23 protein-coding genes are annotated in these 22,155 nt (G+C 60.2%); 3 read left to right on the top strand and 20 right to left on the bottom strand.

Annotated elements, in window-relative coordinates; all coding sequences use genetic code 11:
- Positions 1-289: 289 nt before the first annotated feature.
- From P3C18_RS08890 to P3C18_RS08855, 8 genes are all read right to left on the bottom strand, one after another.
- Positions 290-1,048 carry a hypothetical protein gene (locus P3C18_RS08890; RefSeq protein WP_275961445.1) on the bottom strand — a complete coding sequence of 253 codons (759 nt, stop codon included), beginning with the start codon at positions 1,046-1,048 and terminating at the stop codon, positions 290-292.
- On the bottom strand, positions 1,045-1,626 hold the full coding sequence (locus tag P3C18_RS08885; RefSeq protein ID WP_275961444.1) for an RNA polymerase sigma factor: 582 nt from the start codon (positions 1,624-1,626) through the stop codon (positions 1,045-1,047). Before P3C18_RS08885 ends, P3C18_RS08890 begins: the two co-directional genes overlap by 4 nt.
- Entirely contained in the window at positions 1,623-3,368 is a 1,746-nt protein-coding gene (locus P3C18_RS08880) for a VWA domain-containing protein (RefSeq protein ID WP_275961443.1), read from the bottom strand. The genes P3C18_RS08885 and P3C18_RS08880 overlap by 4 nt, the downstream gene beginning before the upstream one ends.
- A gap of 142 nt (positions 3,369-3,510) precedes the next feature.
- Positions 3,511-4,260: a hypothetical protein gene (locus tag P3C18_RS08875; protein WP_275961442.1), complete on the bottom strand. Its 750-nt coding sequence runs from the start codon at positions 4,258-4,260 to the stop codon at positions 3,511-3,513.
- A 75-nt stretch (positions 4,261-4,335) separates the two neighbouring features.
- Entirely contained in the window at positions 4,336-5,775 is a 1,440-nt protein-coding gene (locus P3C18_RS08870; RefSeq protein WP_275961441.1) for a PLP-dependent aminotransferase family protein, read from the bottom strand.
- Positions 5,776-6,008: 233 nt separating this feature from the next.
- On the bottom strand, positions 6,009-6,821 hold the full coding sequence (locus P3C18_RS08865) for an OmpA family protein (RefSeq protein WP_275961440.1): 813 nt from the start codon (positions 6,819-6,821) through the stop codon (positions 6,009-6,011).
- Positions 6,818-7,135 carry a DUF4398 domain-containing protein gene (locus P3C18_RS08860; protein ID WP_275961614.1) on the bottom strand — a complete coding sequence of 106 codons (318 nt, stop codon included), beginning with the start codon at positions 7,133-7,135 and terminating at the stop codon, positions 6,818-6,820. Before P3C18_RS08860 ends, P3C18_RS08865 begins: the two co-directional genes overlap by 4 nt.
- 48 nt (positions 7,136-7,183) lie before the next feature.
- On the bottom strand, positions 7,184-8,011 hold the full coding sequence (locus P3C18_RS08855) for a transporter substrate-binding domain-containing protein (protein WP_275961439.1): 828 nt from the start codon (positions 8,009-8,011) through the stop codon (positions 7,184-7,186).
- Positions 8,012-8,122: 111 nt separating this feature from the next.
- On the opposite strand from P3C18_RS08855, the gene P3C18_RS08850 reads away from it, so the two are divergent.
- On the top strand, positions 8,123-9,052 hold the full coding sequence (locus tag P3C18_RS08850; RefSeq protein ID WP_275961438.1) for an alpha/beta fold hydrolase: 930 nt from the start codon (positions 8,123-8,125) through the stop codon (positions 9,050-9,052).
- A 66-nt stretch (positions 9,053-9,118) separates the two neighbouring features.
- Here the strand turns inward: P3C18_RS08850 and P3C18_RS08845 are convergent, their stop codons facing one another.
- Together P3C18_RS08845 and P3C18_RS08840 are read right to left on the bottom strand one after the other, a co-directional pair.
- On the bottom strand, positions 9,119-10,048 hold the full coding sequence (locus tag P3C18_RS08845) for an FAD-binding protein (protein ID WP_275961437.1): 930 nt from the start codon (positions 10,046-10,048) through the stop codon (positions 9,119-9,121).
- Positions 10,049-10,798 carry an electron transfer flavoprotein subunit beta/FixA family protein gene (locus P3C18_RS08840; RefSeq protein ID WP_275961436.1) on the bottom strand — a complete coding sequence of 250 codons (750 nt, stop codon included), beginning with the start codon at positions 10,796-10,798 and terminating at the stop codon, positions 10,049-10,051.
- A 320-nt stretch (positions 10,799-11,118) separates the two neighbouring features.
- On the opposite strand from P3C18_RS08840, the gene P3C18_RS08835 reads away from it, so the two are divergent.
- Positions 11,119-12,783: an electron transfer flavoprotein-ubiquinone oxidoreductase gene (locus tag P3C18_RS08835; RefSeq protein WP_275961435.1), complete on the top strand. Its 1,665-nt coding sequence runs from the start codon at positions 11,119-11,121 to the stop codon at positions 12,781-12,783.
- A gap of 155 nt (positions 12,784-12,938) precedes the next feature.
- On the opposite strand, the gene P3C18_RS08830 is transcribed toward P3C18_RS08835, so the two are convergent.
- The 5 genes from P3C18_RS08830 to P3C18_RS08810 form a co-directional block, all read right to left on the bottom strand.
- Positions 12,939-13,508, bottom strand: a complete 570-nt coding sequence (locus P3C18_RS08830; RefSeq protein ID WP_275961434.1) for a DUF1285 domain-containing protein — start codon at positions 13,506-13,508, stop codon at positions 12,939-12,941.
- Between the two features lie 3 nt (positions 13,509-13,511).
- On the bottom strand, positions 13,512-14,114 hold the full coding sequence (locus P3C18_RS08825) for a DUF4823 domain-containing protein (RefSeq protein ID WP_275961433.1): 603 nt from the start codon (positions 14,112-14,114) through the stop codon (positions 13,512-13,514).
- Positions 14,115-14,190: 76 nt separating this feature from the next.
- Positions 14,191-15,081 carry a radical SAM protein gene (locus P3C18_RS08820; RefSeq protein ID WP_275961432.1) on the bottom strand — a complete coding sequence of 297 codons (891 nt, stop codon included), beginning with the start codon at positions 15,079-15,081 and terminating at the stop codon, positions 14,191-14,193.
- A 27-nt stretch (positions 15,082-15,108) separates the two neighbouring features.
- Positions 15,109-16,077, bottom strand: a complete 969-nt coding sequence (locus P3C18_RS08815) for a radical SAM protein (protein WP_275961431.1) — start codon at positions 16,075-16,077, stop codon at positions 15,109-15,111.
- A 79-nt stretch (positions 16,078-16,156) separates the two neighbouring features.
- Positions 16,157-16,795 carry a TetR/AcrR family transcriptional regulator gene (locus P3C18_RS08810; protein ID WP_090247979.1) on the bottom strand — a complete coding sequence of 213 codons (639 nt, stop codon included), beginning with the start codon at positions 16,793-16,795 and terminating at the stop codon, positions 16,157-16,159.
- 76 nt (positions 16,796-16,871) lie between these two features.
- Here P3C18_RS08810 and P3C18_RS08805 point away from each other — a divergent pair, with 76 nt between their 5' ends.
- Complete coding sequence (locus P3C18_RS08805; RefSeq protein ID WP_275961430.1) at positions 16,872-18,005, top strand: aminotransferase class V-fold PLP-dependent enzyme; 1,134 nt, start codon at positions 16,872-16,874, stop codon at positions 18,003-18,005.
- A gap of 235 nt (positions 18,006-18,240) precedes the next feature.
- Here P3C18_RS08805 and P3C18_RS08800 read toward each other — a convergent pair whose 3' ends face one another.
- The 5 genes from P3C18_RS08800 to mltG all read right to left on the bottom strand — a co-directional run bounded on the left by P3C18_RS08800 (position 18,241) and on the right by mltG (position 22,153).
- Positions 18,241-19,023, bottom strand: a complete 783-nt coding sequence (locus P3C18_RS08800) for a TatD family hydrolase (protein WP_275961429.1) — start codon at positions 19,021-19,023, stop codon at positions 18,241-18,243.
- Between the two features lie 63 nt (positions 19,024-19,086).
- The gene (locus tag P3C18_RS08795) at positions 19,087-19,443 is read right to left on the bottom strand and encodes a PilZ domain-containing protein (protein ID WP_090238100.1); all 357 of its coding nucleotides are present in this window, start codon (positions 19,441-19,443) and stop codon (positions 19,087-19,089) included.
- A 36-nt stretch (positions 19,444-19,479) separates the two neighbouring features.
- On the bottom strand, positions 19,480-20,466 hold the full coding sequence (locus P3C18_RS08790) for a DNA polymerase III subunit delta' (RefSeq protein ID WP_275961428.1): 987 nt from the start codon (positions 20,464-20,466) through the stop codon (positions 19,480-19,482).
- Positions 20,459-21,091 (bottom strand): dTMP kinase, encoded by a 633-nt coding sequence (gene tmk, locus P3C18_RS08785; RefSeq protein WP_275961427.1) that lies wholly within the window; start codon positions 21,089-21,091, stop codon positions 20,459-20,461. The genes P3C18_RS08790 and tmk overlap by 8 nt, the downstream gene beginning before the upstream one ends.
- 9 nt (positions 21,092-21,100) lie before the next feature.
- Complete coding sequence (gene mltG / locus P3C18_RS08780; protein ID WP_275961426.1) at positions 21,101-22,153, bottom strand: endolytic transglycosylase MltG; 1,053 nt, start codon at positions 22,151-22,153, stop codon at positions 21,101-21,103.
- Positions 22,154-22,155 lie beyond the last annotated feature (2 nt).

The following is a 22,155-nucleotide window of genomic DNA, read 5'->3' as shown; positions in this document are numbered from 1 at the left end:
GCTGCGGCTGGTGCCGGTTGCACCTTGACGGTTTCAGCTTTGGGCTTGGCAGGAGGGTTGGTGCTTTGCTCGCAAGCTGCCAGTGACAAGACAGTCAACAGCAGCGCGAGGTTTCGAATAGGCAACATGGGCAGGTACAAAGGCAGTGACACAAGCCGCTATGCTGGCCTCTGCCCCGTACTCTGGCAAGCACGCAATCGGTACGGCAGGTTACAGCGCGGCGCTCTAGCCTAAGGATCAGCCAACAGCCACCGGGATCGATGGCCACCAGCGACTGACCCATGCCGTCTTATTCATCCTGCTGCAGTAGCTGCAGCTGTGCGTCGATATCCAGCTCCGGGTGCTCACGCATCAGTTGCAACAGCAAGGCATCGGCCTCATCCGTCCAGCCATCGCGACGAAGCTTGAGCAAGCGTTGCAACTCGCTGTGCAGCTGCTGTTCGGCCTGAATGCCTGCGGCTTGTGCCGCTTTTTCAGGGGCTGACACGGCAGGCACGGCGTCGTGCAACGCATCGGCCGCCACCTCTTCACGCAGCAGCTGATTGGACGCCCCCACAGAGAGCTTCTTCTCAGCCTTGGCGGCATCGGCGCTGTAGCCCTGGATCACTGGTGCAGGCTGCGCGGCCCGTGAGCGTTCTGCCTCATCACTAATCGCCGCGGATTCCGCCAGTGGCGCGGACATCGGTGCCGATTGTGGTGCCATCCTCGCCGCAGCCGGCGCCATCGGCGCGCCGCTCGGCACGGCGTCAAAGGCATCGGGCGCCTGCTCGAAGGTACGCCAGGTCAGGCTTACCCCAATCCCCAGGCAGGCAACCCCAGCCAATGCCACCGACCAGCGTTGCCGGCCACCAGCGCCGAACAGCCAGTTGTGCAGGCGCGCGCCCAAACCGGGTTTGGCCTTATCTGTGGCCACGTTGCGCACGGCGGCAGTGGCAGCCGCGAGAATCTGTGCATCCAGCTGCGCGCTGGGTTCACCGCTGCTGTGCTGGCGGAAATGCTCCAGCATCTGCCGTTCCTGCTCATCGAGCCTATGTTGATCGTGGTTCATACGGACAACTCCTCGGCGGCCGAGTCAGCCAGCAGCCGACGTAACTTCTGCAGGGCATAGCGCAAACGGCTCTTTACCGTCTCAGCAGGTATCTGGGTCAGCTCGGCGATCTCGGCCAGCTCCAGGTCGCCATGGGCGCGCAGCAGAAACACTTCGCGCTGCTCTGCCGGTAAATCGGCCAGGGCGGCCTCTAAACGCTGCTGATCGCGGCTCAGGCTGAGCTGTTGCTCGGGACCGGGCTGCGGGTCGTGCGGGGCATGCTGCTGTTCATCGTACTCAGCATGCCCCGCCTGGTGCCGACCATGCTTGCGCCAGGTGTCGATCAACCGGTTACGGCCGATCTGGTACAGCCAGGTCTTGAACAACACGCTATCGCGCTGCTCACTCTGGCTGCGGATCAGGCTCATCCAGGTGTCCTGAAACACCTCCTCGGCCAGGGCGTGGTCGCCACACAGGCCGAGCAGAAAACGAAACAGGCCGAGCCGGTGGCGCTGGTACAACTCGGCGAAAGCCGCCGCGTCACCGCGGCGGTAACGCCGCAACAAGGCGGCGTCGTCATCCGTGAGGGGTCGATTCACTGCTGTACTCGTGCGGTAGTTGAACGGTTCGTCGCAGTTTGCAGACTCTGCGCCAGTTCCACCAGCTGCACGAACTCGCCACGCAGACCGAAGCGGTCATCGCCCTTAGCGGCACGCGCCAGCTCGGCGCTGTCAGCCAGGCTGAAGCGCCCGGTGTAGGTATCGCCTTTAAGCTGCTGAGCAAACGCAGCCACGGCGGCGGCAAAGCGCAGGTCTTCGCTGGCCTGGCCGATAGCAGGCACATCAGCGGCTTGAATCGGCTGCTCCAGCAGTTTGCTAACGTTCTGCCCTGGCGCCTTGTAACGGATACGCAGCCAGGCCAGCTCGCCTGTCTTGCTGTCAGTTTTCGCAGTCTGATAGCGCAGCGGTTCCAGCCAACCCTTGCCGCCCACCGGCACCACTTCATACAGCGCGGTTACCGTGTGGCCCGCGCCGATTTCACCGGCATCGACCTTGTCGTTACTGAAATCCTCACGCTTTAGTGCACGGTTTTCATAACCCAATAACCGATATTCGCTGACCTCGGCCGGGTTGAACTCGACCTGAATCTTCACATCGCTGGCGACCGTCGCCAGGGTCGAGCTGAGCTGATCGACCAGCACCTTGCGCGCCTCGCGCAGGTTGTCGATATAGGCGTAGTTACCATCACCAGCGTCGGCTAGCTGCTCCATCAACTGCTCGTTGTAGTTATCGGTGCCAAAGCCCAGGGTGGTCAGGGACACACCGGTCTTGCGCTTGTCGGCGGCCAGTTGCTTGAGGCTTTCGAAGTCGCTGATGCCGACATTGAAGTCGCCATCGGTAGCCAGCAGGATGCGGTTGATGCCGCCGTCGATAAAGCCCTGCTGCGCCTGCTGATAGGCCAGCTGAATGCCCGACTCGCCCGCCGTTGAACCGCCCGCCGTCAGCTGATCGATGGCCGCGCGGATCTTGGCTTTCTCACTGCCGGATGTTGGCTCCAGCACCACGCTGGATGAGCCGGCATACACCACCAGCGACACCTTGTCCTGAGCACGCAACTGCTCGACCAGCAGCTTCAAGGTACTCTGCACCATGGGCAGCCCTTCGCGGCGGTCCATCGAGCCGGAGACATCCACCAGAAACACCAGATTGGCTGGCGGCAGCTCGTCTACGCGTAGGTCCGAAGCCTTGATGGCGATACGCAGCAGGCGGCTTTCCGGGTTCCACGGCGTGGCCGCCAGTTCAGTGTGCACGCCAAACGGCACATCGCCCTTGGGCAGCGGATAGGCATAAGGGAAGTAATTGACCAGCTCCTCCAGGCGCACCGCATCCTGCGGCGGCAACTGACCGCTATTGAGGAAACGCCGCACATTGGCGTAGCTGCCGGTATCCACATCGATGCTAAAAGTCGACACCGGCGTCTCGGCCACGGCATGCACCGGGTTGCCCGCCAGTTTCTGATACTGCTCGCGGTTCTCGTCACGATAGCCCGGCGGCAAGGCATCGGCCTGTACCGACATCGGCATCGGCGCATAGGCCACACTGGGCATCACGGCGCCGCCCATCACCTGGTTTTTACGTTGCAACTCAGCGGGGGCAGCGGCCAGCTGTTCATGCAACTCGGCACGTTCACGCTTATGGGCCTGATCGCTCAGCTGCGGGCTGCCAGCCTCGGTAGCCGGCGCCTCGGGGTTAGCGGCGCTGCACGCACCAAGGCTGATCAGTACACCTGCGGCGAAACCGGCAAGCAGAGGACGGGTAAGCAATACGGGGTAAGCAGACATGGGCGCATCTCCTGAGCGATCGGAACAAACCATTCGCTCAGGTAGACGCAGAGGTATCGGCAGACGGGTTAACCGCTCGTAAAAATGCCCCCATCAGCCGTAAAGGGCAGCGGAAGCATACGGAGAAAGGTGGTTCTCTGTATTAGGGTGCCTGGACATCCGAGAGCCCGTATTTGCTCTTTAAGCGTTGCAGCAGGTGGGATTCGTCCTGCAAAAACTGGTTGAACTGAGCAATGATCTGCGGCTGCGTGCGCGTGGACAGAAAAAACTGCGGTCGATAGTGCGGCAAGCGTTCGTTCAACACGAGCCTGTCACCGGCCGGGGTATCGGTCGTGTACTGATACCAGTTGAGCGCACTTGCTTCGTAGAAGATGCCGCCCACCCGACCTTGCCGAGCCAGCGCCACGAGGCTGTCCTGGGTGTTAGCGAATTGCAGTTCGATAACGCCATTAGCGATGTCGACTTTGTAAGGCCAGGCATCGAACCCTCTCACAGTGGCAATCGCCGCAAGCTCCGCGAGCGATTTGTCACGATTCGCCGGCAACACAAAGAGACCCTCGATGGCCTGGTAGACAGTATTGCTGTAGGTGACGGCCTTGTCCTTGCGCATATCGCGCTGCCAAAGCGGATTATCGGGGAATTTGAAATCCAGTTCGTCGGTGCTGAGGAAGTTGCGGTAAAGGCGCTTCACCGGCAAATGAACATAGCGGAAGTTGTAGCCGTATTTGCTGGCGAAATGATCCAGCACATCCCGACCATAGCCGCGGTAGTGAGCCGCCGTACCGTCGTAGATCGGGTAGAAGTTGATCGCTTCTGCCCCCACAGTGAAGTCGGCTCCACGAGCACTCTGTTCGCCCAGCAACAGGCAGAGTAACGCAACAATCGTCCGCACCGGTTTCCCTGCCTTATGTGTCCTACTGGCGATAGTAGAGTACTGCGGCGCAGGCTGATACGACCAGACACAACCTCAGGAAACGGTGACACCCTCCTGACACAGCTGCCCGGCCAGCATGCCCAACGTCATCAACGCGCGCTCAGCTTCGCGGTTCCACGGGATGCCGCAGTTCAGGCGAATGCAGTGGTTGAACTGCTCGGTATTACTGAAGATCAACCCCGGCGCGATGCTGATGCCCTGCTGCAGGGCCCGTACGTGCAGATCTTTGGTATTGACCCGCGCCGGCAGACTGACCCAGAGAATAAAACCGCCCTTGGGCCGGCTCATCTGCGTGCCTTCAGGGAAGTACTGCTGCACCGCCAGCTGGAAGGCGCTGAGGTTCTTGCGGTATTCCTGGCGGATAAAGCGCAGGTGGCGGTCGTAACCGCCGTTCTCCAGATACGCCGCTACCGCCATCTGCGTCACGCTGCAGGCCGAGTGGGTGCTGAAGGTCTGCAGGCGCTGAATTTCATCCTGATATTTGCCGGCGACAATCCAGCCGATACGCACACCAGGCGACAGGGTCTTGGAGAAACTTGAGCAATACACCACCCGCCCTTCACGGTCATGGGATTTGAGTGCCTTGGTCGGGCCCTGCTCGAACATCAGTTCGCCGTAGATATCGTCTTCGATGATCTGAATATCGTAATCACCGGCCAGACGCAGCAACTGGCGCTGACGCTCTTCGGGAATGGTGCCGCCCAGCGGATTGCTCAACCGCGCGGTCAATACCAGGGCTTTGATCGGCCATTGGTTGGCCGCCAGCTGCAGGGCTTCCAGGCTGATGCCGGTGGTCGGGTCGCTAGGAATCTCGATAACTTTCAGGCCGAGCAGATCCGCCAGTTGCAGCAGGCCGTAATAGGTAGGTGACTCGGCAGCGATCAGATCGCCCGGCTTGGTCAGCACGCGCAGGCTCATCTGCAGCGCATCCACGCAGCCGTGGGTGATCACCACTTCAGTCGGGTCGACCACCACGCCGGCATCGCGCATGCGGATCGCCACTTGGCGCCGTAGCGGCTCAAAGCCCGGGCTGAACATATAGCTAAAGGCCCGCGCGCTGTGAAAGCGGGTGACCTTGGCCAACTGCTGGTGCAACGCGCGCACCGGCAGGTAATCCACATGCGGCACTGCCGCACCTAAGGGGAACACTCCCTCGCGGCGCGACTCGGTGAGCACCTGATTGATGATACTGCTGCGCGTCACCAGACCAGGGCGCTCTACGCGGGCGATATCCGGGGTTGGTGCAGTCAGAGCCGGGGTCTGGTGCACGTAGAAGCCGGATTGCGGGCGGGCACGGATCAAGCCCTGATCCTCCAGATTGGCGTAGGCCTGCAGAACAGTCGCGTGGCTGACGCTCAGCTGCGCACTCATCTTGCGCACCGAAGGCACACGCTCACCGGGCTGGTAAACGCCGCGGCGGATGTCTTCCGCCAGTTGCTGGGCAATACGCTGATAAAGCAACAGATTGGTCATAACCGCGTTCCTGCTTGACTGAACCGTAACAGTAAACCGGGCTTTTACAATTGCACCGGTACAGCTTACTGAATTGTGGGCGATACAGTGCCAACTAGCCAGGACTGTAGCGGTTCAATTAACAGGTGTAAGGACTGTGCGCCGATGCCTAACGACTACCCGCAGGCTGCGCCGCTCTGAATAAAAGACAATAAAAAGCCCCGGCTAACCGAGGCTTTTTAACGGTGCCAGATTTAACGCGACGAGCCGAGATTGCCTTGCTCATCGGAGAACACGATCTCTACCCGACGATTCTGCGCCCGGCCTTTGGCCGAGGCATTTTCGGTTACCGGGAAGCTCTCGCCATGGCCCTGCACTTCGATGCGTTTGCTATCGATGCCCAGATCGACCAGTACATCAGCCACTGCCTGAGCGCGAGCGCGGGACAGTTCGAGGTTCTCCTGGGCATCGCCACGGCTATCGGTATAACCCTCGATGCGCACGATGCGTCGGGGGTTGAGTTGAAGGAACTGCACCAGCTTTAGCACCGTGCGGTTGGCTGAAGCCTTGAGGTCGCTGTGACCGGCATCGAACAGCACATCGCCCAAGGTCATCACCAAGCCGCGCTCACTCTGGCTGGTGGCCAGGCTGACCATCTGCTCTTCAAGCCAGCTGCTCTGATCCTGCACGCTGAGCAGCTTGGCCTCACGCAGAGCCAACTGCAGACGCTGTCGCTCCAGCTCCAGCTTGACCGCGCGTTCCTGATTCAGGTTAAGCGCGCTCTTCTGCCCGGCAATCGCACTGTATTGCTGGCTGAGATAGGCATAGTGGCTGACATCAGCGGCGCTGCCCCAGTAGCTCGACAGGCGATCAGCCTTGGCCAGCGATTCGCCTGCGCGAATCAGGTCTTTGGGCGCGCTGCGCAGCACATCACCATCTTCCTTGACCTGCTGGAAGGCGGCGTGCGCCCCCTGCAGCGCCTGGTCGCTGGAGCTGTGGGATGAAGCGCAGCCGGTCAACAATACAGCCGCGAAAATCGCCAACAGGCTGAGCTGAGCATGCTTCATTGCAAGCCTCCCAGCTGTTTACGCAAGCGATTGATGGCGTTGCTCAGCTCGGCCAGTTGCTGCTGGCTTTTTTCGGTCAGGTGCTCGGCTTCGGCCAGCCGTGCATCCAGCTCGGCCTGCTCGGCATACACCCGCGCCTGTTTGTAATCCTCGTCCTGCATGGCCGTTTGCGCTAAAGCGAGTTTTTCCTCAGCCAGGCGCAGCGAGGCCGATTGCTCAGCGGAAATACCCAGCGCCTTGGCCTGGCTGAGCGCCTGTTCGGTCAGGCGCAGTTGCTCATTGGGCGCAGGGTCGGATGCACAGGCGCTGAGCATGAGCGGCAGAAAGGCCGCACAGATACGTCGATAAATCACAGATTTTCCCTACTGTTCAGCGTCACCGCTGGGTGTGAGCTGTTGATCTTTCCAGCGCTGCAGATTGCGCTGCAGCAAGTCATCCGGCAAACCGCTGGCGATTGCTTCGTTCATTTTCTTCGCCAGCATGCCGCGCAGCCAGGCATCGTTGCAGGCCGAGTTATGCGACAACGTCAGGTACAGGCCTTCACTGGAGATAGGCGGATCGAGCACCAGCAGATCGTCCTGCATACCCAGGCTATCGGCCAGCGCCTGCCCCGGATAACGCTCATACAGCACGTAGTCGGTACGCCCCAGCAGGAGTTTCTGGAACGCCTGAGTCAGGCTGGCAACGCCTTCCAAAGTCAGGTTGCTCTTGGCGTAGGCATCAAAGGCCTGACCAAAACTGTTGTTGACCAGGGTGTCGCCGGTTCGATTGCGCAGGTCATCCCAGCCGGCGTAGGGGAACTCGGCACCACGATGCACCCACACCACACTTGGGGTGTAGAAAAACGCCGGATGCACGTAATCCATCACCTCCAGGCGCGGCAGGGTCAGGAAGGCACCGGCAATCAGGTCGACACGGCCGGTGCGCACTTCATCCTGCGCCCGCGACCAGGGCCCGGTATAGATAATGTCCACCACCACACCCAGCTCTTTGGCCAGGTGCTGCAGCAGGTCGGCATTGGCACCGATCAATTGCTGAGGATTCTGCGGGTCGCGCCAGAGGTATGGCGGATACTCCGGATTACCAGTCGCCACCAGGCGCTCGCACTTGCCTGCGGCAACGGCTAAAGCCGGCATCAGCAGCGCTGCGAACAGCAAGAGAAACGACCTATAAAAACCACGCTCAAGCATTGGCGACTTCTCGACTTAACCTTGGATGGGCGTCTGCGGCCACACATCGGGAGACTTCTGGATCATGCTAGCTTAATACGCATCCATACGAATTCGCGATAAAGACTAACCATGAAAAAACTGATCGCAGCATTGATGCTACTGCTCGCTGGCAGCGCTGCCCTGCTCTACCTGTCGCCCGCGACTCTGTTGACGAGCATACAGTTGGTAGAGCGACAGCGCGCCGGGCTGAGTCTCAAACAGATCAGCGTGGGCGATCTTAGCATTCATTACTACGAGGGCGGCCCAAGCAGCGCACAAACCATCCTGATGGTGCACGGCTTTGCCGCCAACAAGGACAACTGGCTGCGTTTCGCTCGCCACCTCAGCCAGGATTATCGGGTTATTGCCCTCGACCTGCCGGGCTTTGGCGCCAGCGACAAACCGGCCGGCAGTTACGATGTAGGCACCCAGACCGAGCGCCTGGCCAGCGTGATTGATGCACTGGGAATCGAGCAGTCGCACCTGATCGGCAACTCCATGGGCGGGCATATCAGTGCGCTATATGCCGCGCGCTATCCACACAGAACGCTGTCTCTAGCACTACTCGACAATGCCGGTATCACATCGCCGCAGCCTAGCGAGCTGATGCAACGGCTGCAGCGCGGCGAACCCAATCCGCTGGTGGTGAAGAGCCCCGAGGATTTTCAGCGCCTGCTCGACTTTATCTTCGTGCAGCCGCCTTACCTGACGGAATCGCTCAAGGGCTATTTCGCCGAGCAGGCCATCGCCAATAGCGCACACTACGACCAGGTATTTGCCCATTTGATCGAACGCTATATCCCGCTGGAGCCTGAGCTACCGAAGATCCAGGCACCCACGCTGATCATCTGGGGCGCAGAAGATCGGGCGCTGCATGTCTCCAGCGTCGAGGTCATGCAACCGCTGCTGCGCAAACCCAGCGTGGTTATCCTGGCGGATACCGGCCATGCGCCGATGATTGAACGGGCGGAGCTGACCGCGCAGCACTACTGGGCCTTTCTCCAAGCATTACCGGATTAGCACCAAAATGTAGGCAATAAAAAACCCGCTCAGTGAGCGGGTTTTTTCTGCACTAGGGAAGCCGGCTTAAACCAGTTTCTCCAGCTCAGGTACTGCTTCGAACAGATCAGCTACCAGACCGTAATCGGCTACCTGGAAGATCGGCGCTTCTTCGTCCTTGTTGATCGCAACGATCACCTTGGAGTCTTTCATGCCGGCCAAGTGCTGGATCGCGCCGGAGATACCGACGGCGATGTACAGCTGTGGCGCAACGATCTTGCCGGTCTGACCGACCTGCATATCGTTCGGTACAAAACCTGCGTCAACTGCGGCGCGCGAGGCACCTACAGCAGCGCCCAGCTTGTCAGCCAGAGCGTACAGGTGCTTGAAGTTGTCACCGTTCTGCATGCCGCGGCCGCCAGAAACGACGATCTTGGCAGCGGTCAGTTCAGGACGATCGGACTTGGCCAGCTCTTCGCCAACGAAAGCCGATTTGCCAGCGTCAGCTGCGCCGCCCACTGCCTCAACGGCAGCAGAACCGCCTTCAGCAGCAACCGGATCAAAACCGGTGCTACGCACGGTGATGACTTTAACGGCAGCGGAAGATTGCACGGTGGCGATGGCGTTACCGGCGTAGATCGGACGCTTGAACGTGTCAGCGCTTTCAACAGCGATGATTTCCGAGATCTGATCAACGTCCAGCGCAGCGGCAACGCGCGGCAGGATGTTCTTACCGTTGCTGGTGGCGGCAGCCAGGATGTGGCTGTAGCCCTTGCCCAGTTCAGCTACCAGTGGCGCGACGTTTTCAGGCAGCTGGTGCGCGAAAGCGGCGTTGTCAGCAACCAGCACCTTGGCCACGCCAGCAATCTTGCCAGCAGCTTCGGCAGCAGCGCCGCAAGCGGAACCTGCAACCAGAACATGGATGTCACCACCGATTTTCGCGGCAGCGGCAACAGTGTTCAGCGTGGCAGGCGCCAGGGCGGCATTGGTGTGTTCAGCGATAACCAGGATAGTCATTTAGATTACCTTCGCCTCGTTCTTCAGTTTCTCGACCAGTTCAGCCACGGACTTGACCTTGATGCCGGCGCTGCGGGTAGCAGGCGCTTCGACTTTCAGGGTTTTCACGGTGGAAGCGGTGGAAACACCCAGGTCGCCCGGGGTAACGGTTTCCAGCGGCTTCTTCTTGGCTTTCATGATGTTCGGCAGCGACGCATAGCGCGGCTCGTTCAGACGCAGGTCGGTGGTCACGATAGCCGGCAGGCTCAACGCAACGGTCTGCAGACCGCCGTCGATTTCGCGGGTTACGTTGACCTTGTCGCCAGCCACTTCAACCTTGGAGGCGAAAGTGCCCTGGCCGAAGCCAGTTAGCGCGCCAAGCATCTGGCCGGTCTGGTTGTTGTCGCTGTCGATGGCCTGTTTGCCCATGATCACCAACTGCGGCTGCTCTTTGTCGACCACTGCCTTGAGCAGTTTGGCCACAGCCAGCGAGTTCAGCTCCTCGGCCGACTCAACCAGGATGGCACGGTCAGCACCCAGTGCCAGCGCTGTACGCAGCTGCTCTTGAGCAGTGGTCGGGCCGATGGTTACGACAACGATCTCGCTCGCCACGCCTTTCTCTTTCAGGCGTACAGCTTCTTCCACGGCGATTTCGCAGAAAGGGTTCATCGACATCTTGACGTTGGCAAGATCAACGCCGCTGTTGTCCGCTTTGACGCGAACTTTGACGTTGTAGTCGACCACTCGTTTGACAGCTACAAGAACCTTCATGGATTCCTCGTTACTCTCCGGTGAATAAGAATGTCGCCAGAAGCGAACATGGCGGGAACTGCAGACCGGCCGGAACCGGGAGTCGACCAATAACGGCAGACACAAAACCGCCCGTATCTTGACCGCACGACCTAGACTGGTCAATACAACGAAGCGGCCAATCGTCAGCGATGTAGTAAGATTCTAACAGCCCTACAGAAAATTCAAACAAACGTTTGTATTGGCCCATCCGAAGGGTCTGGATATAATGCGCCAGCATCGCTCACGGAACGAGCTCGATCGCCAAATAAAATTAGAGAGCCCTGAGTAGGAGATAGCCTGTGGAACGCGAATTTATGGAATTCGACGTCGTCATCGTCGGCGCCGGCCCTGCTGGTTTGTCCGCCGCCTGCCGACTGAAGCAGAAAGCCGCCGAAGCCGGCAAAGAAATCAGCGTCTGCGTGGTCGAAAAAGGCTCCGAAGTCGGCGCGCACATTCTTTCCGGTGCGGTGTTCGAGCCGCGCGCATTGAATGAACTGTTCCAAGACTGGAAAGAGCTCGGCGCCCCGCTGAACACTCCGGTCAAGCGCGATGACATCTACGTGCTCAGCAATGCCGAGAAGGCCACCAAGGTTCCGGACTTCTTCGTACCCAAGACCATGCACAACCATGGCAACTACATCATTTCTCTGGGCAACCTGTGTCGCTGGCTGGCGCAGCAGGCGGAAAACCTCGGCGTAGAAATCTACCCAGGCTTTGCTGCTCAGGAAGCGCTGATCAACGAAGAAGGCGCGGTCTACGGCATTCTCACCGGTGATCTGGGTGTCGACCGCGAAGGTCACCCGAAAGAGGGTTATTACACCCCTGGCATGGAACTGCGTGCCAAGTACACCCTGTTCGCCGAAGGCTGCCGTGGCCATATCGGCAAGCAGCTGATCAAGAAATTCGACCTCGACTCCGAAGCCGACGCTCAGCATTACGGCATCGGTATCAAGGAAATCTGGGACATTGACCCGGCCAAGCACGAGCAAGGCCTGGTGGTGCACACCGCCGGCTGGCCGCTGGATATCGTTGCTAGCGAAAACACTGGCGGCTCCTTCCTCTATCACCTGGAAAACAACCAGGTAGTAGTCGGCCTGATCGTCGACCTGTCGTACAGCAACCCGCACCTGTCGCCGTTCGATGAGTTCCAGCGCTACAAGCATCACCCAGTGATCGCCCAGTACCTGGAAGGCGGCAAGCGCGTCGCTTACGGTGCTCGCGCACTGGCCAAAGGCGGCATCAACTCGCTGCCGAAGATGGTTTTCAACGGCGGCGCCCTGATCGGTTGCGATCTTGGCACCATGAACGTGGCAAAAATCAAGGGCAGCCACACCGCCATGAAGTCCGGCATGCTCGCCGCTGAAGCCGTTGCAGATGCACTGTTTGCAGGCAAGGAAGGCGGCGACCAGCTGACCGGTTATGTCGACGCATTCAAGGCCAGCTGGCTGTACGACGAGCTGTTCCGTAGCCGCAACTTTGGCCCCGCGATGCACAAGTTCGGCCCCCTGATGGGTGCAGGCTTCAACTGGCTCGACCAGAACATCTTCGGCGGCAAGCTGCCCTTCACCCTGCACGACACCAAGCCGGATTACGCCTGCCTCAAGCCGGCTGCAGAGGCGCAGAAGATCGGCTACCCGAAACCTGACGGCAAACTCAGCTTCGACAAACTCAGCTCGGTATTCCTCTCCAACACCAACCATGAAGAGGAACAACCCTGCCACCTGAAGCTCACCGACCCGAGCATTCCGCTGAGCAAGAACCTGCCGATGTACGACGAACCGGCACAGCGCTACTGCCCGGCCGGCGTTTACGAAATCGTCACCAAGGAAGATGGCGAGCAAAAGTTCCAGATCAACGCGCAGAACTGCGTGCACTGCAAAACCTGTGACATCAAGGACCCGGCCCAGAACATCAACTGGGTGGCCCCTGAAGGCACCGGCGGGCCTAACTACCCCAATATGTAAGACGCAAAAAAGGCTCCTTCGGGAGCCTTTTTGTTTGAAGTGCAGCGTTCGGTTTCCCGAGTGCTGGTCATGCCTTTTTGTAGCCCGGATGCAATCCGGGACCGATCTTGAACCCGACCAGCCGAGCCCCTGGATTTCATCCAGGCTACGTACTGTTATTCCGGCAACGGCCCGATAGGGAAAAACTCTCCACTGCTCCACACACCCAGCCAGGTTTTGCCATCGATCTCGCGCGGCACCGCCAGCTCGACCAGCTGATAAAACACATTGCGATGGATCAGCGCCTCGAGATTAGTCCGCACATGCACATAAGGTGCGGGCTCCTCGGTCAGGGCGTCCAGTTCAACCCGCAGCGGGTGCTCGCTACCTGCCACCACTTCATCCTCGACATTGGTGACAAAGCGCAGCACCTGCGCCTCGCCCTCACCTTCCACCTGCAGACTGACCGCTACAAAGGGCGCGTCATCAACCTGGATGCCGACCATCTCCACCGGTGTTACCAGCACGTATTTATCGCCATCACGGCGAATAATGGTGGAGAACAGTTTAACCATCGGCTTGCGGCCAATCGGCGTACCCAAGTAGTACCAAGTGCCGTCGCGGGCGATGCGCATGTCGATATCACCGCAGAACTCCGGGTTCCACAGGTGCACAGGCGGCAAGCCTTTGCCCTCACCTTTGGGTATCTGCGCCAGCAGGTCGCCGGCCTTGCCTGTATCAGTCATCAATCAACGCCCCAAGCCCAATAAACGCCGCGCGTAATCCTGCAGCGCCGGACCGATCAGGTCCTCAGGCTTGGCATCATAAAGCGTGAGGAAGCCTCCGCGGCTACGAATGCGCGTGGTATCGACCAAATAGCGGGTATTGGTCTCGATCAGCATCAACTGAATCACCCCGCGATCGGTACCCAGACGATCCAGCGCCTCCTGATCCTCCCATTCCTCCACCGTACCGATCCGGTCATCGGCATAGGCAAAGCGGCTGTACAGCAGGTAATGCGCACCGGCTTCACGGGCCTCGGCCAGCGACTCTTCCAGGCCTAATGGCGCCTTGGCGCGACGCACCATGGGGAAATACTCGATAAAGCCCTTGTAGGCCTCCTCCGCCACCACATTGGGCCGTGGATAGGCTGAGCCCGGCGGCACAAAATGGCCTTGAGCGATATAAATTAACGAATCGGCCTGCAAGCGCCAAGGGCTGGCGCGGCGCGTCTGGCTATGGTCAAGCACGCCGACATCGCGCAATTGATAAATCGCCTCATCTGCCAGATCACTGGCCTTCATGCAGCCGCCCAGCAGCAACACACTCATTATCAGCAACAGACTACGCATCATGCCTCTCCCGCAGCCGGTGACAAAAAACCGGCGGATAGCGCCTAGATGCAGGTTTCACGCCACCTGCTGCGCATCAAAGGCCGCGCTGCCACTCCTGACGTAACCGCGCCTGTTGCGGTTGCTCAATGGCCTGCCGCACCTGCGCCAGCAGACGCTGCTTGTCAGCGCCAAGAGTGCCCTTGAGCACCAGATAGTTGGAGGCATGATCACTGCGAAATACCGTATCGTGCAGCTCGAGACCACTTAGCAAACGCTCCACCTCGACAAATAACTGCTGCTGATTGAGCGCCTGAAAGCCAGCAAAACCCTGGCGAAACCGCGCCTCACCAGTCGGAAAACTTACCACCAGGGTCGAGAGAAATTCCGGCTGCGACTCATTCATCAGGCGCGCCGAATTATCCGCATGCTGCTCACTCAGGGTTGTGCCGCCCAGGCCATTGAGGATCATCACCGAACGGGTGATGCCCGCCTCACCCAGCTTGTTCAGCGCACTCAGGCTAGACTCGTAGGTTTCGCCTTTATTGACCCGCGCCAGCACCTCGTCATCACCGGATTCGCCCCCCACATACGCCATGCGTAAGCCGGCATCGGCCAGCTCCTTGAGCTCATCCACCGACTTCTTGCGCAAATTGCGCGGCAAGCAGTAACTCGATACTCGCTCGACTTCCGGCATGTGCTCGCGAATCGCCTGCAGAATGGTCAACAGGCGCCGAGTCGGCAGCACCAGGGCATCGCCGTCGGCGAGAAACACCCGCTGCACGATCATCCGCTCACCGGTCAGGCGAATCTCTTCAAGCACCTGCGCCTCATCACGGGCACGGAATTTCTTCTGCTCCTGAGTGTACATTTCACAGAAACCACAATGGTTCCAAGAGCAGCCATTGGTCACCGGCAGAATCAGCGAATGGGCTTCACTGGGTGGGCGGAACACCGGTTCGATATAGCTGATGGGGAAATCTTGCATGCTCTTCACTCAAGGCAAACGGCGGTCTTAGCCGCCAATAATCTTCATCACCGTCGCGCCGCCGGAGAACGCTACAGCCTGTTTGTCGCCCAGCGCCTTGACCAGCAGGCCCTGCAACGCAGGCAACGCCTGGTGGCGCGGTTTGTCGAGCAGGTCGCCGATGTAGTGGCGATTGCTTGAGGACAGGCAACCATGCAGCCAGCCGGTTGAGGACAGGCGCAGGCGCGAACAGGTGCGGCAGAACGGTACGCTTTCATTAGCGATCACGCCGAAATGGCCAACGCCGGGGATGGCGTAACGCAGCGCGGTGGCGTCCAGTGCAGCATGGGCCTGGACATAGTCGTAGCGGCTGCCGATCAGCGCCAACAGCTCGGGCATACCGATAAACTGACGCTGAAAACCGTTGCCGTCGCGGGCTAGATGGCCCATACGCATCAGCTCGATAAAGCGCAGCTCGAAGCCATTGGCCAGGCAGTAATCGAGCAGCGGCAGCACCTGATCAAGGTTCTGCCCGCGCAACGGCACCATATTGACCTTGATCTGCATCCCCGCCGACCGCGCCTGCTGCAGGCCATCGAGCACCGTCGTCAGGTCGCCGCCACGGGCAATGCTGCGGAATGTCGCAGCGTCGAGGGTGTCCAGGGAAATATTCAAACGGCGAATGCCGCATTCGAGCAACAACGGCAGCTTGCGCGCCAGCAGCTGACCGTTGCTGGTTAAGCTGATATCGGCCAAACCGAGCTGACTGACGCCGCGCAAAAAAGCGTCGAGTTTGGGGCTGACCAGCGGCTCACCGCCAGTGATGCGCAACCGTTCGATGCCAGCGGCTTCGATCAGATAGGCCACGCCGCGCAGCATGGCCTCGGCGGATAACTCATCCTGCGCAGCCACCAGACGTTTGCCGTCCGGCACACAGTAGGTGCAGGCATAGTTGCAAGCGGCGGTCAGGCTGACGCGCAGATTGCGAAAGCGCCGGCCCTGGCGGTCAACGATCATGCGCGTCTCCAGCAAAGGTAGGCGCCGAGTATAGGGGCGCCGCCAACGCAGCAGAGTGCTTATCCACGCGCTGAATACCTCAGCTGGCCGGAGTGTCACCCTCACGCTTGCGCTTGTTGCCCATGCGCACGCCGATGTCCATCAGGAACTGGAAGAAGCCTTCCTGATCTTCCAGCACATTGCTCCAGAACGGCGAGTGATACAGCGCTACAGCGCCGTGCACCAATGCCCAGGCAGCGCAGTAATGGAAGTACGGCGGCACGTCTTCCAGCTTGCCTTCGGCGATGCGACCCTTGATCAGTTGGGTCAGACGCTCGAAGTTGGAGGCGCGGATCTTGTGCAGCTGCTCGACCATCTCCGGCACTTGATTGCCCTTGACCACCTTCTCTTCCAGGCGGTCAAACAGCCGGTAGCGCTGCGGGTCGCGCATGCGGAACTCGAAGTAGGCGCGCGACAGCGCTTCCTTGTCCCGGTCGACATCGGCCGAGTGCAGCAACTCGTTGAGATCGCGCTCGTAGTCGAGCATCAGGCGCAGATAAATCTCCGCCTTGGATTTGAAGTGTTTGTAGATGGTGCCTTTGCCAATACCAACCGTGTCGGCAATCATCTCCACAGTCACGCTGTCTTCACCCTGGTCGAGGAAGAGTTTCAGTGCTGTGTCGAGAATTTCCTGTTCGCGGCGGCGAAACTCACGGACCTTGCGGGGTTCTTTATGCATAAAAGGACTACGGGGTCAAAAAAACGAAGGCGCGTATTATGCCTAACTAACGGCAAATTGCACGGATCATCCGACCATGTACGCAGTTCATGACGAGTTTCCGCAACTTCCCGGTCTGCGCTATCTGAACCACGCAGCCGTTTCCCCCTGGCCACAACGGGCCGTCGATGCGGTCAGCCGCTTTGCCATCGAGAACGCCCGCACAGGCGCCCGCGACTACCCGGCCTGGCTGCAAGTCGAGCGACGCCTGCGTGAACGCCTACAGCGTTTGCTCAACGCGCCCTCGCATAGCGATATCGCGCTGGTGAAAAACACTTCGGAAGCCTTGTCCTTTGTCGCATTCGGCCTGGACTGGCGAGCCGGCGATCAAGTGGTGATCAGCGACGAAGAATTCCCCTCCAACCGGATTGTCTGGGAAGCGCTCGCCCCGCAGGGCGTCGAGGTGGTGCAGGTCAATCTGCATCAGGGCGATGCCGAAACAGCCCTGCTTGCCGCCTGCGGGCCGCGCACCCGGCTAATGGCGATCAGCGCGGTGCAGTACGCCAGCGGCCTGCGTTTGGATCTGCCGCGCCTAGGTCAGGGCTGCGAGACGCGCGGCGTGCTGCTGTGCATCGATGCGATCCAGCAGCTCGGTGCCCTGCCCTTCGATGTGCAGGCCAGCCAGTGCGCCTTTGCCATGGCCGACGGCCATAAATGGTTGCTCGGCCCGGAAGGGCTCGGGGTGTTCTACTGCCGCAGCGATCTGCGTGCACAACTCAAGTTGCATGAGTACGGCTGGCATATGCTCGAGCATGCCGGCGACTACCAGCGCACCAGCTGGGAGCCCGCCCGCAGCGCTCGGCGTTTTGAATGCGGCAGCCCGAACATGCTCGGCGCGATGGCCCTGGAGGCCAGCCTGTCGCTGCTGGAAGAGGTGGGCATGACTGCGGTCGAAAGCGCCCTGCAGGAGCGCATGCAGTGGCTGCTCGATGGGCTGGGGAAAATCCCTGGCGCGCACCTGCACAGCGCCGTGGAGCGTCAGCAGCGCTCCGGCATCCTGACTTTCAGCTTGGATGGTTGGGACAACTCGGCCTTGTTCAGTCAGCTGAAACAGCAGCAAGTGATCTGCGCGCAGCGCGGTGCAGGTATCCGCCTGTCGCCGCACTTCTACAGCGAACCCAGTGCTATTGAAGAGACACTGGCGCTGCTGCGGCAGCTGGCGACTGCTTGAGGACTCAGCAGCGCACTCTGTATTCCAAATCCGTTTAAGAATGCCGGTAAACCGCCTGGACGTTCGCCAATCTTCACCAATACTGAGCAGTACTGGTGTGCGGCGTATCCCCCAAGCGCCCCGCCAGGCAAGGTACCGTGGACCGCGTACCTTGATTTACTCCTAATGGTCTTAACCCGGTCTCATCCCCCAGAGCCCGGGTTTTTTTTGTGTTCGACTTTTCAGGAAAGCTTGATCAAACCACCCGAGCCAGCGGGAATAGGCGCTTGAAATTGGCGCTGGTCTGTTCGGCCAACTGCTCGAAGCTCACACCACGCAGCACTGCCAGGTACTCGGCCACATCACGCACGTACTCGGGCAGGTTCGGCTTGCCGCGATGCGGGATGGGCGCCAGGTAAGGCGAGTCGGTTTCCACCAGCAAGCGATCAGCTGGCACCTGGCGCGCCACTTCACGCAGCGCTTCGGCATTGCGGAAGGTGACGATACCGGACAGCGAGATATAGAAGCCGATATCCAGCGCGGCCTTGGCCATTTCCCAATCTTCGGTAAAGCAGTGCAGCACGCCGGCCTGCGGCAACGCCGCTTCACGCAGCAGCGCCAGGGTGTCGGCACGCGCCTCGCGGGTATGCACGATCACCGGTTTGCCGGTAATCCGCGCCGCATCCAGGTGCAAACGGAAGGATGCCTGCTGCAGTTCCGCAGACTCCGGCTCGTAGTGATAATCCAGGCCGGTTTCGCCGATGGCCACCACCTGCGGGTGATTCAGCTCACCGAGCAGCCAGTCCAGCGCTGGAGCCGCGCCCGGCTCAAGGTCCAGCGGGTGCACACCGACCGAGCAATCGACATCGGCATAGCGCTCAGCCAGTCCTTTGACCGCGGCGGCATTATCGGCACTGACGCCGATGCACAGAAAATGACCAACGCCGCGCGCGCGCGCAGCATCCAGCGCCGCGTCGAGCGAACCGCCATGGGCGGCCAGATCGAGGCGGTCAAGGTGACAGTGGGAATCAACCAGCATGGGGAACAATCACTTGAGAATCGGTGCCGCAGAGCGGGCACCGTAATACGGAGGAAAAACCACTTACATGGTGTGCGTCGGGCGATCCGAAGTCAGCGCACCGGCCAGGTAGGTTTCGATCTTGTTGCGCGCGGTGTTGTCGCCATCATTGAACTGCACGCCTACACCGGCAGCGCGATTGCCCTGAGCGCCCTTGGGGGTGATCCAGACCACCTTGCCGGCGACCGGAATCTTTTCCGGCTCATCCATCAGGTTGAGCAGCATGAACACTTCATCGCCGAGCTTGTAGCTCTTGTTGGTTGGAATAAACAGGCCGCCGTTCTTGATAAAGGGCATGTAAGCGGCATAAAGCACGGATTTGTCCTTGATTGTCAGCGACAAAATTCCGTTACGCGGGCCCAAGTTAGGAGGCAGACTCATGCGGCATTCCTGATTTTATTCACTTAATGGCCGATTCTAGCCCGGTCCGGGCAAGCTTGCCCACTGCACCAGCAAGGCTTCGAGAAGCAAGACACGGTTAAGGTTAGCCTTGCCGAGAACTTTCTGACGCTGCGCCAGCAACCAATCCTGCATGTTCAGCACTTTCGGCTGCGGGGTTTTCTCCGCCAGGTACTGCACCACCTTGCGCATATCGGCTTGCCCGAGGCCGTTTTCATCACGGGTCAGTTGGTAGCGCAGCATCAGTTGCGACCACTGGCAGAACCAGTCAAACAGCAACTGCAGGGACACCGCATTCCAGCTTTCGGCCAGCTGGCTGGGCGCAATCTGCTGTTTGAGCAGCTTCTTCACCCCCTCAACCACCTGCGCGCGCTGAGCGATAACGCCCTGCTCATGCATCTTAACCGCCGCCAGCGGCGAGCCTGCGGCAAGGAACAGCAGCTCGCGATGCTCATCGGCGCTACAGCCAGGCAACGCCTGCTGCAACCACGCCAGACTCATCGCCTCGCTTGGCAATGGACAGGCCTGCTGCACGCAGCGGCTTTTCACCGTCGGCAACAGGCGGCTGGGCTGATGGCTGATCAACAGCAACACGGTATTGCCGGATGGCTCTTCCAGGCTTTTCAGCAAGGCGTTGGCGGCGTTGACGTTCATCGACTCGGTCGGCTCGACCAATACCACCTTGCGCCCAGCCAGTTGCGCGGTCTGCACCACAAAACTGACCAGCTCACGCACCTGGTCGACCTTGATCGCCTTGTCGGCCTCTTCCGGCTCCAGAATGTAGTTATCCGGATGGGTGCCGGCCGCCAGCAGATGACAGGACTTGCACTGGCCACAGGCATCCAGGCCAGCGGGCTGCTGACACAGCAGGCGCGCCATCAGCCGCTCAGCCAGCGCGCGCTTGCCGATGCCAGCGGGGCCGTGCAGCAGGTAAGCGTGAGCATGCTGGCTACGGCCAGCCAGTTGTTGCCAAAGCGAATCCTGCCAGGGGTAAGCGTCAGCCACGCTGCAGCTCCAGCAGTTGTGGCAGCAGCTGATCCAATGCCTGCTGCACCTCGCTCAAGGATTGCGAGGCATCAAGGATGCGGTAGCGCTGCGGCTGCTCAGCCGCGCGGCGCAGGTAGGTCTGGCGTACGGCGTCGAAGAACTGCCGGCCTTCCTGCTCGAAGCGATCCAGCCGACCTCGCGCCGCAGCGCGGGCCAGCCCCACTTCGACCGGCAGATCGAACACCAGGGTCAGATCCGGGCGTAACGCCCCCTGCACGAACTCTTCCAACAAGGCGATACGCACCTCGGAGAGCCCCCGACCGCCGCCCTGGTAGGCATAAGTTGCATCAGTAAAGCGATCACAGAGCACCACAGCGCCGCGCGCCAGGGCCGGACGAATCACCTGCGCCAAGTGCTGGGCACGCGCGGCAAACACCAGCAGCAGCTCGGTATCAGCCGCCATCGGCTCATCACTGGGCGCCAACAGCAGTTCGCGCACCCGCTCAGCCAGTGGCGTGCCACCCGGCTCACGGGTCAGCAGCACATCGATACCCTGCTCGCGCAAGCGCTCGGCCAGGTAGTCTCGGTTGGTGCTCTTGCCTGCGCCTTCCGGGCCTTCCAGGGTGATAAACAAACCGCTCACAGGCTGTCCTTACTGATTATTGGGCGCGACTGGGGCCGGGCTCGAACGATAGTCCGCGCGGCGCTTGAGCTGATACTCACGCACGGCGCGATTGTGCTGTTCCAGGGTGTTGGAAAATACGTGACTGCCATCGCCACGGGCGACGAAATACAGGCTGCTGCCGGCCACCGGGTTGAGCGCTGCATGGATCGCCTCACGGCCGACCAGGGCGATGGGCGTCGGCGGCATGCCATCGATGGTGTAGGTGTTATAAGGCGTCGGCTCGCGCAGGTCGTTGCGAGTGATGCGGCCGTTGTAGCGTTCGCCCATGCCGTAGATCACCGTTGGGTCAGTCTGCAGACGCATACCGATGCGCAGACGCCGCACAAATACCCCGGCAATCTCGCCACGCTCTTGCGGCACGCCAGTTTCCTTCTCAATCATCGAAGCCATGATCAGCGCGTCATAAGGCTCTTTGTAGGGCAGGTCCTTGGCGCGCTGCGCCCATTCTTCAGCCAGCACCTGCTCCAGTCGTGCATGGGCCTGCTTGAGCAAATCAAGATCGCTCATGCCACGCACAAAACTGTAGGTATCGGGGAAGAAACGCCCTTCCGGGTTCAGGCCCGGCAGACCAAGCGCCTTCATCAGTTCGGCATCGCTCAGCTCGCTCAGGGTCAGCTCAAGGCGTGTTTCACGCGCCAACGCCGCGCGCACCTGGCGGAAATTCCAGCCTTCAACCAGCGTCAGGTTGTATTGCAGGACTTCACCGCGTCGCCATTGGCCGAGCATATCCAGCGCTGTAGCACCGGGGATCAGGCGATACTCGCCACTGTGCAGCGGTTGATTACGCAGATTGAAGCGCCAGTAAAGGCGTAGCCAGAAGGCCTGATCGAGGATGCCATCGGCCTCAAGGCGATTGAGCACACCACCCGGCGTCGCGCCTGCCGGCACATCCACCAGGTACTCTTCAGTCAGGTTCAGCGGCTGATGCAGCGCCGTGTGTTGTTGCCAGGCGGCAAACGCAACCAGCAGGCCAGCCAGCAACACACCGCCTTCCAGCAGCAGCAAAATTTTGCGTATCACGA

Source organism: Pseudomonas sp. 1928-m, assembly GCF_029269135.1.
Lineage (GTDB): Bacteria > Pseudomonadota > Gammaproteobacteria > Pseudomonadales > Pseudomonadaceae > Aquipseudomonas.
This window is presented reverse-complemented; position numbering and strand designations above follow the sequence as displayed.

Excerpts from the sequence above, each read along its gene's own strand:
- P3C18_RS08860 (WP_275961614.1), bottom strand. The coding sequence starts at position 7,135 with ATGCTCAGCGCCTGTGCATCCGACCCTGCGCCCAATGAGCAACTGCGC.
- P3C18_RS08890 (WP_275961445.1), bottom strand. The coding sequence starts at position 1,048 with ATGAACCACGATCAACATAGGCTCGATGAGCAGGAACGGCAGATGCTG.
- P3C18_RS08830 (WP_275961434.1), bottom strand. The coding sequence starts at position 13,508 with ATGACTGATACAGGCAAGGCCGGCGACCTGCTGGCGCAGATACCCAAA.
- P3C18_RS08870 (WP_275961441.1), bottom strand. The coding sequence starts at position 5,775 with ATGACCAATCTGTTGCTTTATCAGCGTATTGCCCAGCAACTGGCGGAA.
- P3C18_RS08820 (WP_275961432.1), bottom strand. The coding sequence starts at position 15,081 with ATGCAAGATTTCCCCATCAGCTATATCGAACCGGTGTTCCGCCCACCC.
- P3C18_RS08825 (WP_275961433.1), bottom strand. The coding sequence starts at position 14,114 with ATGCGTAGTCTGTTGCTGATAATGAGTGTGTTGCTGCTGGGCGGCTGC.
- P3C18_RS08810 (WP_090247979.1), bottom strand. The coding sequence starts at position 16,795 with ATGCATAAAGAACCCCGCAAGGTCCGTGAGTTTCGCCGCCGCGAACAG.
- P3C18_RS08880 (WP_275961443.1), bottom strand. The coding sequence starts at position 3,368 with ATGTCTGCTTACCCCGTATTGCTTACCCGTCCTCTGCTTGCCGGTTTC.
- P3C18_RS08855 (WP_275961439.1), bottom strand. The coding sequence starts at position 8,011 with ATGCTTGAGCGTGGTTTTTATAGGTCGTTTCTCTTGCTGTTCGCAGCG.
- P3C18_RS08805 (WP_275961430.1), top strand. The coding sequence starts at position 16,872 with ATGTACGCAGTTCATGACGAGTTTCCGCAACTTCCCGGTCTGCGCTAT.
- P3C18_RS08850 (WP_275961438.1), top strand. The coding sequence starts at position 8,123 with ATGAAAAAACTGATCGCAGCATTGATGCTACTGCTCGCTGGCAGCGCT.
- P3C18_RS08795 (WP_090238100.1), bottom strand. The coding sequence starts at position 19,443 with ATGAGTCTGCCTCCTAACTTGGGCCCGCGTAACGGAATTTTGTCGCTG.
- P3C18_RS08815 (WP_275961431.1), bottom strand. The coding sequence starts at position 16,077 with ATGATCGTTGACCGCCAGGGCCGGCGCTTTCGCAATCTGCGCGTCAGC.
- P3C18_RS08840 (WP_275961436.1), bottom strand. The coding sequence starts at position 10,798 with ATGAAGGTTCTTGTAGCTGTCAAACGAGTGGTCGACTACAACGTCAAA.
- P3C18_RS08800 (WP_275961429.1), bottom strand. The coding sequence starts at position 19,023 with ATGCTGGTTGATTCCCACTGTCACCTTGACCGCCTCGATCTGGCCGCC.
- P3C18_RS08845 (WP_275961437.1), bottom strand. The coding sequence starts at position 10,048 with ATGACTATCCTGGTTATCGCTGAACACACCAATGCCGCCCTGGCGCCT.
- P3C18_RS08865 (WP_275961440.1), bottom strand. The coding sequence starts at position 6,821 with ATGAAGCATGCTCAGCTCAGCCTGTTGGCGATTTTCGCGGCTGTATTG.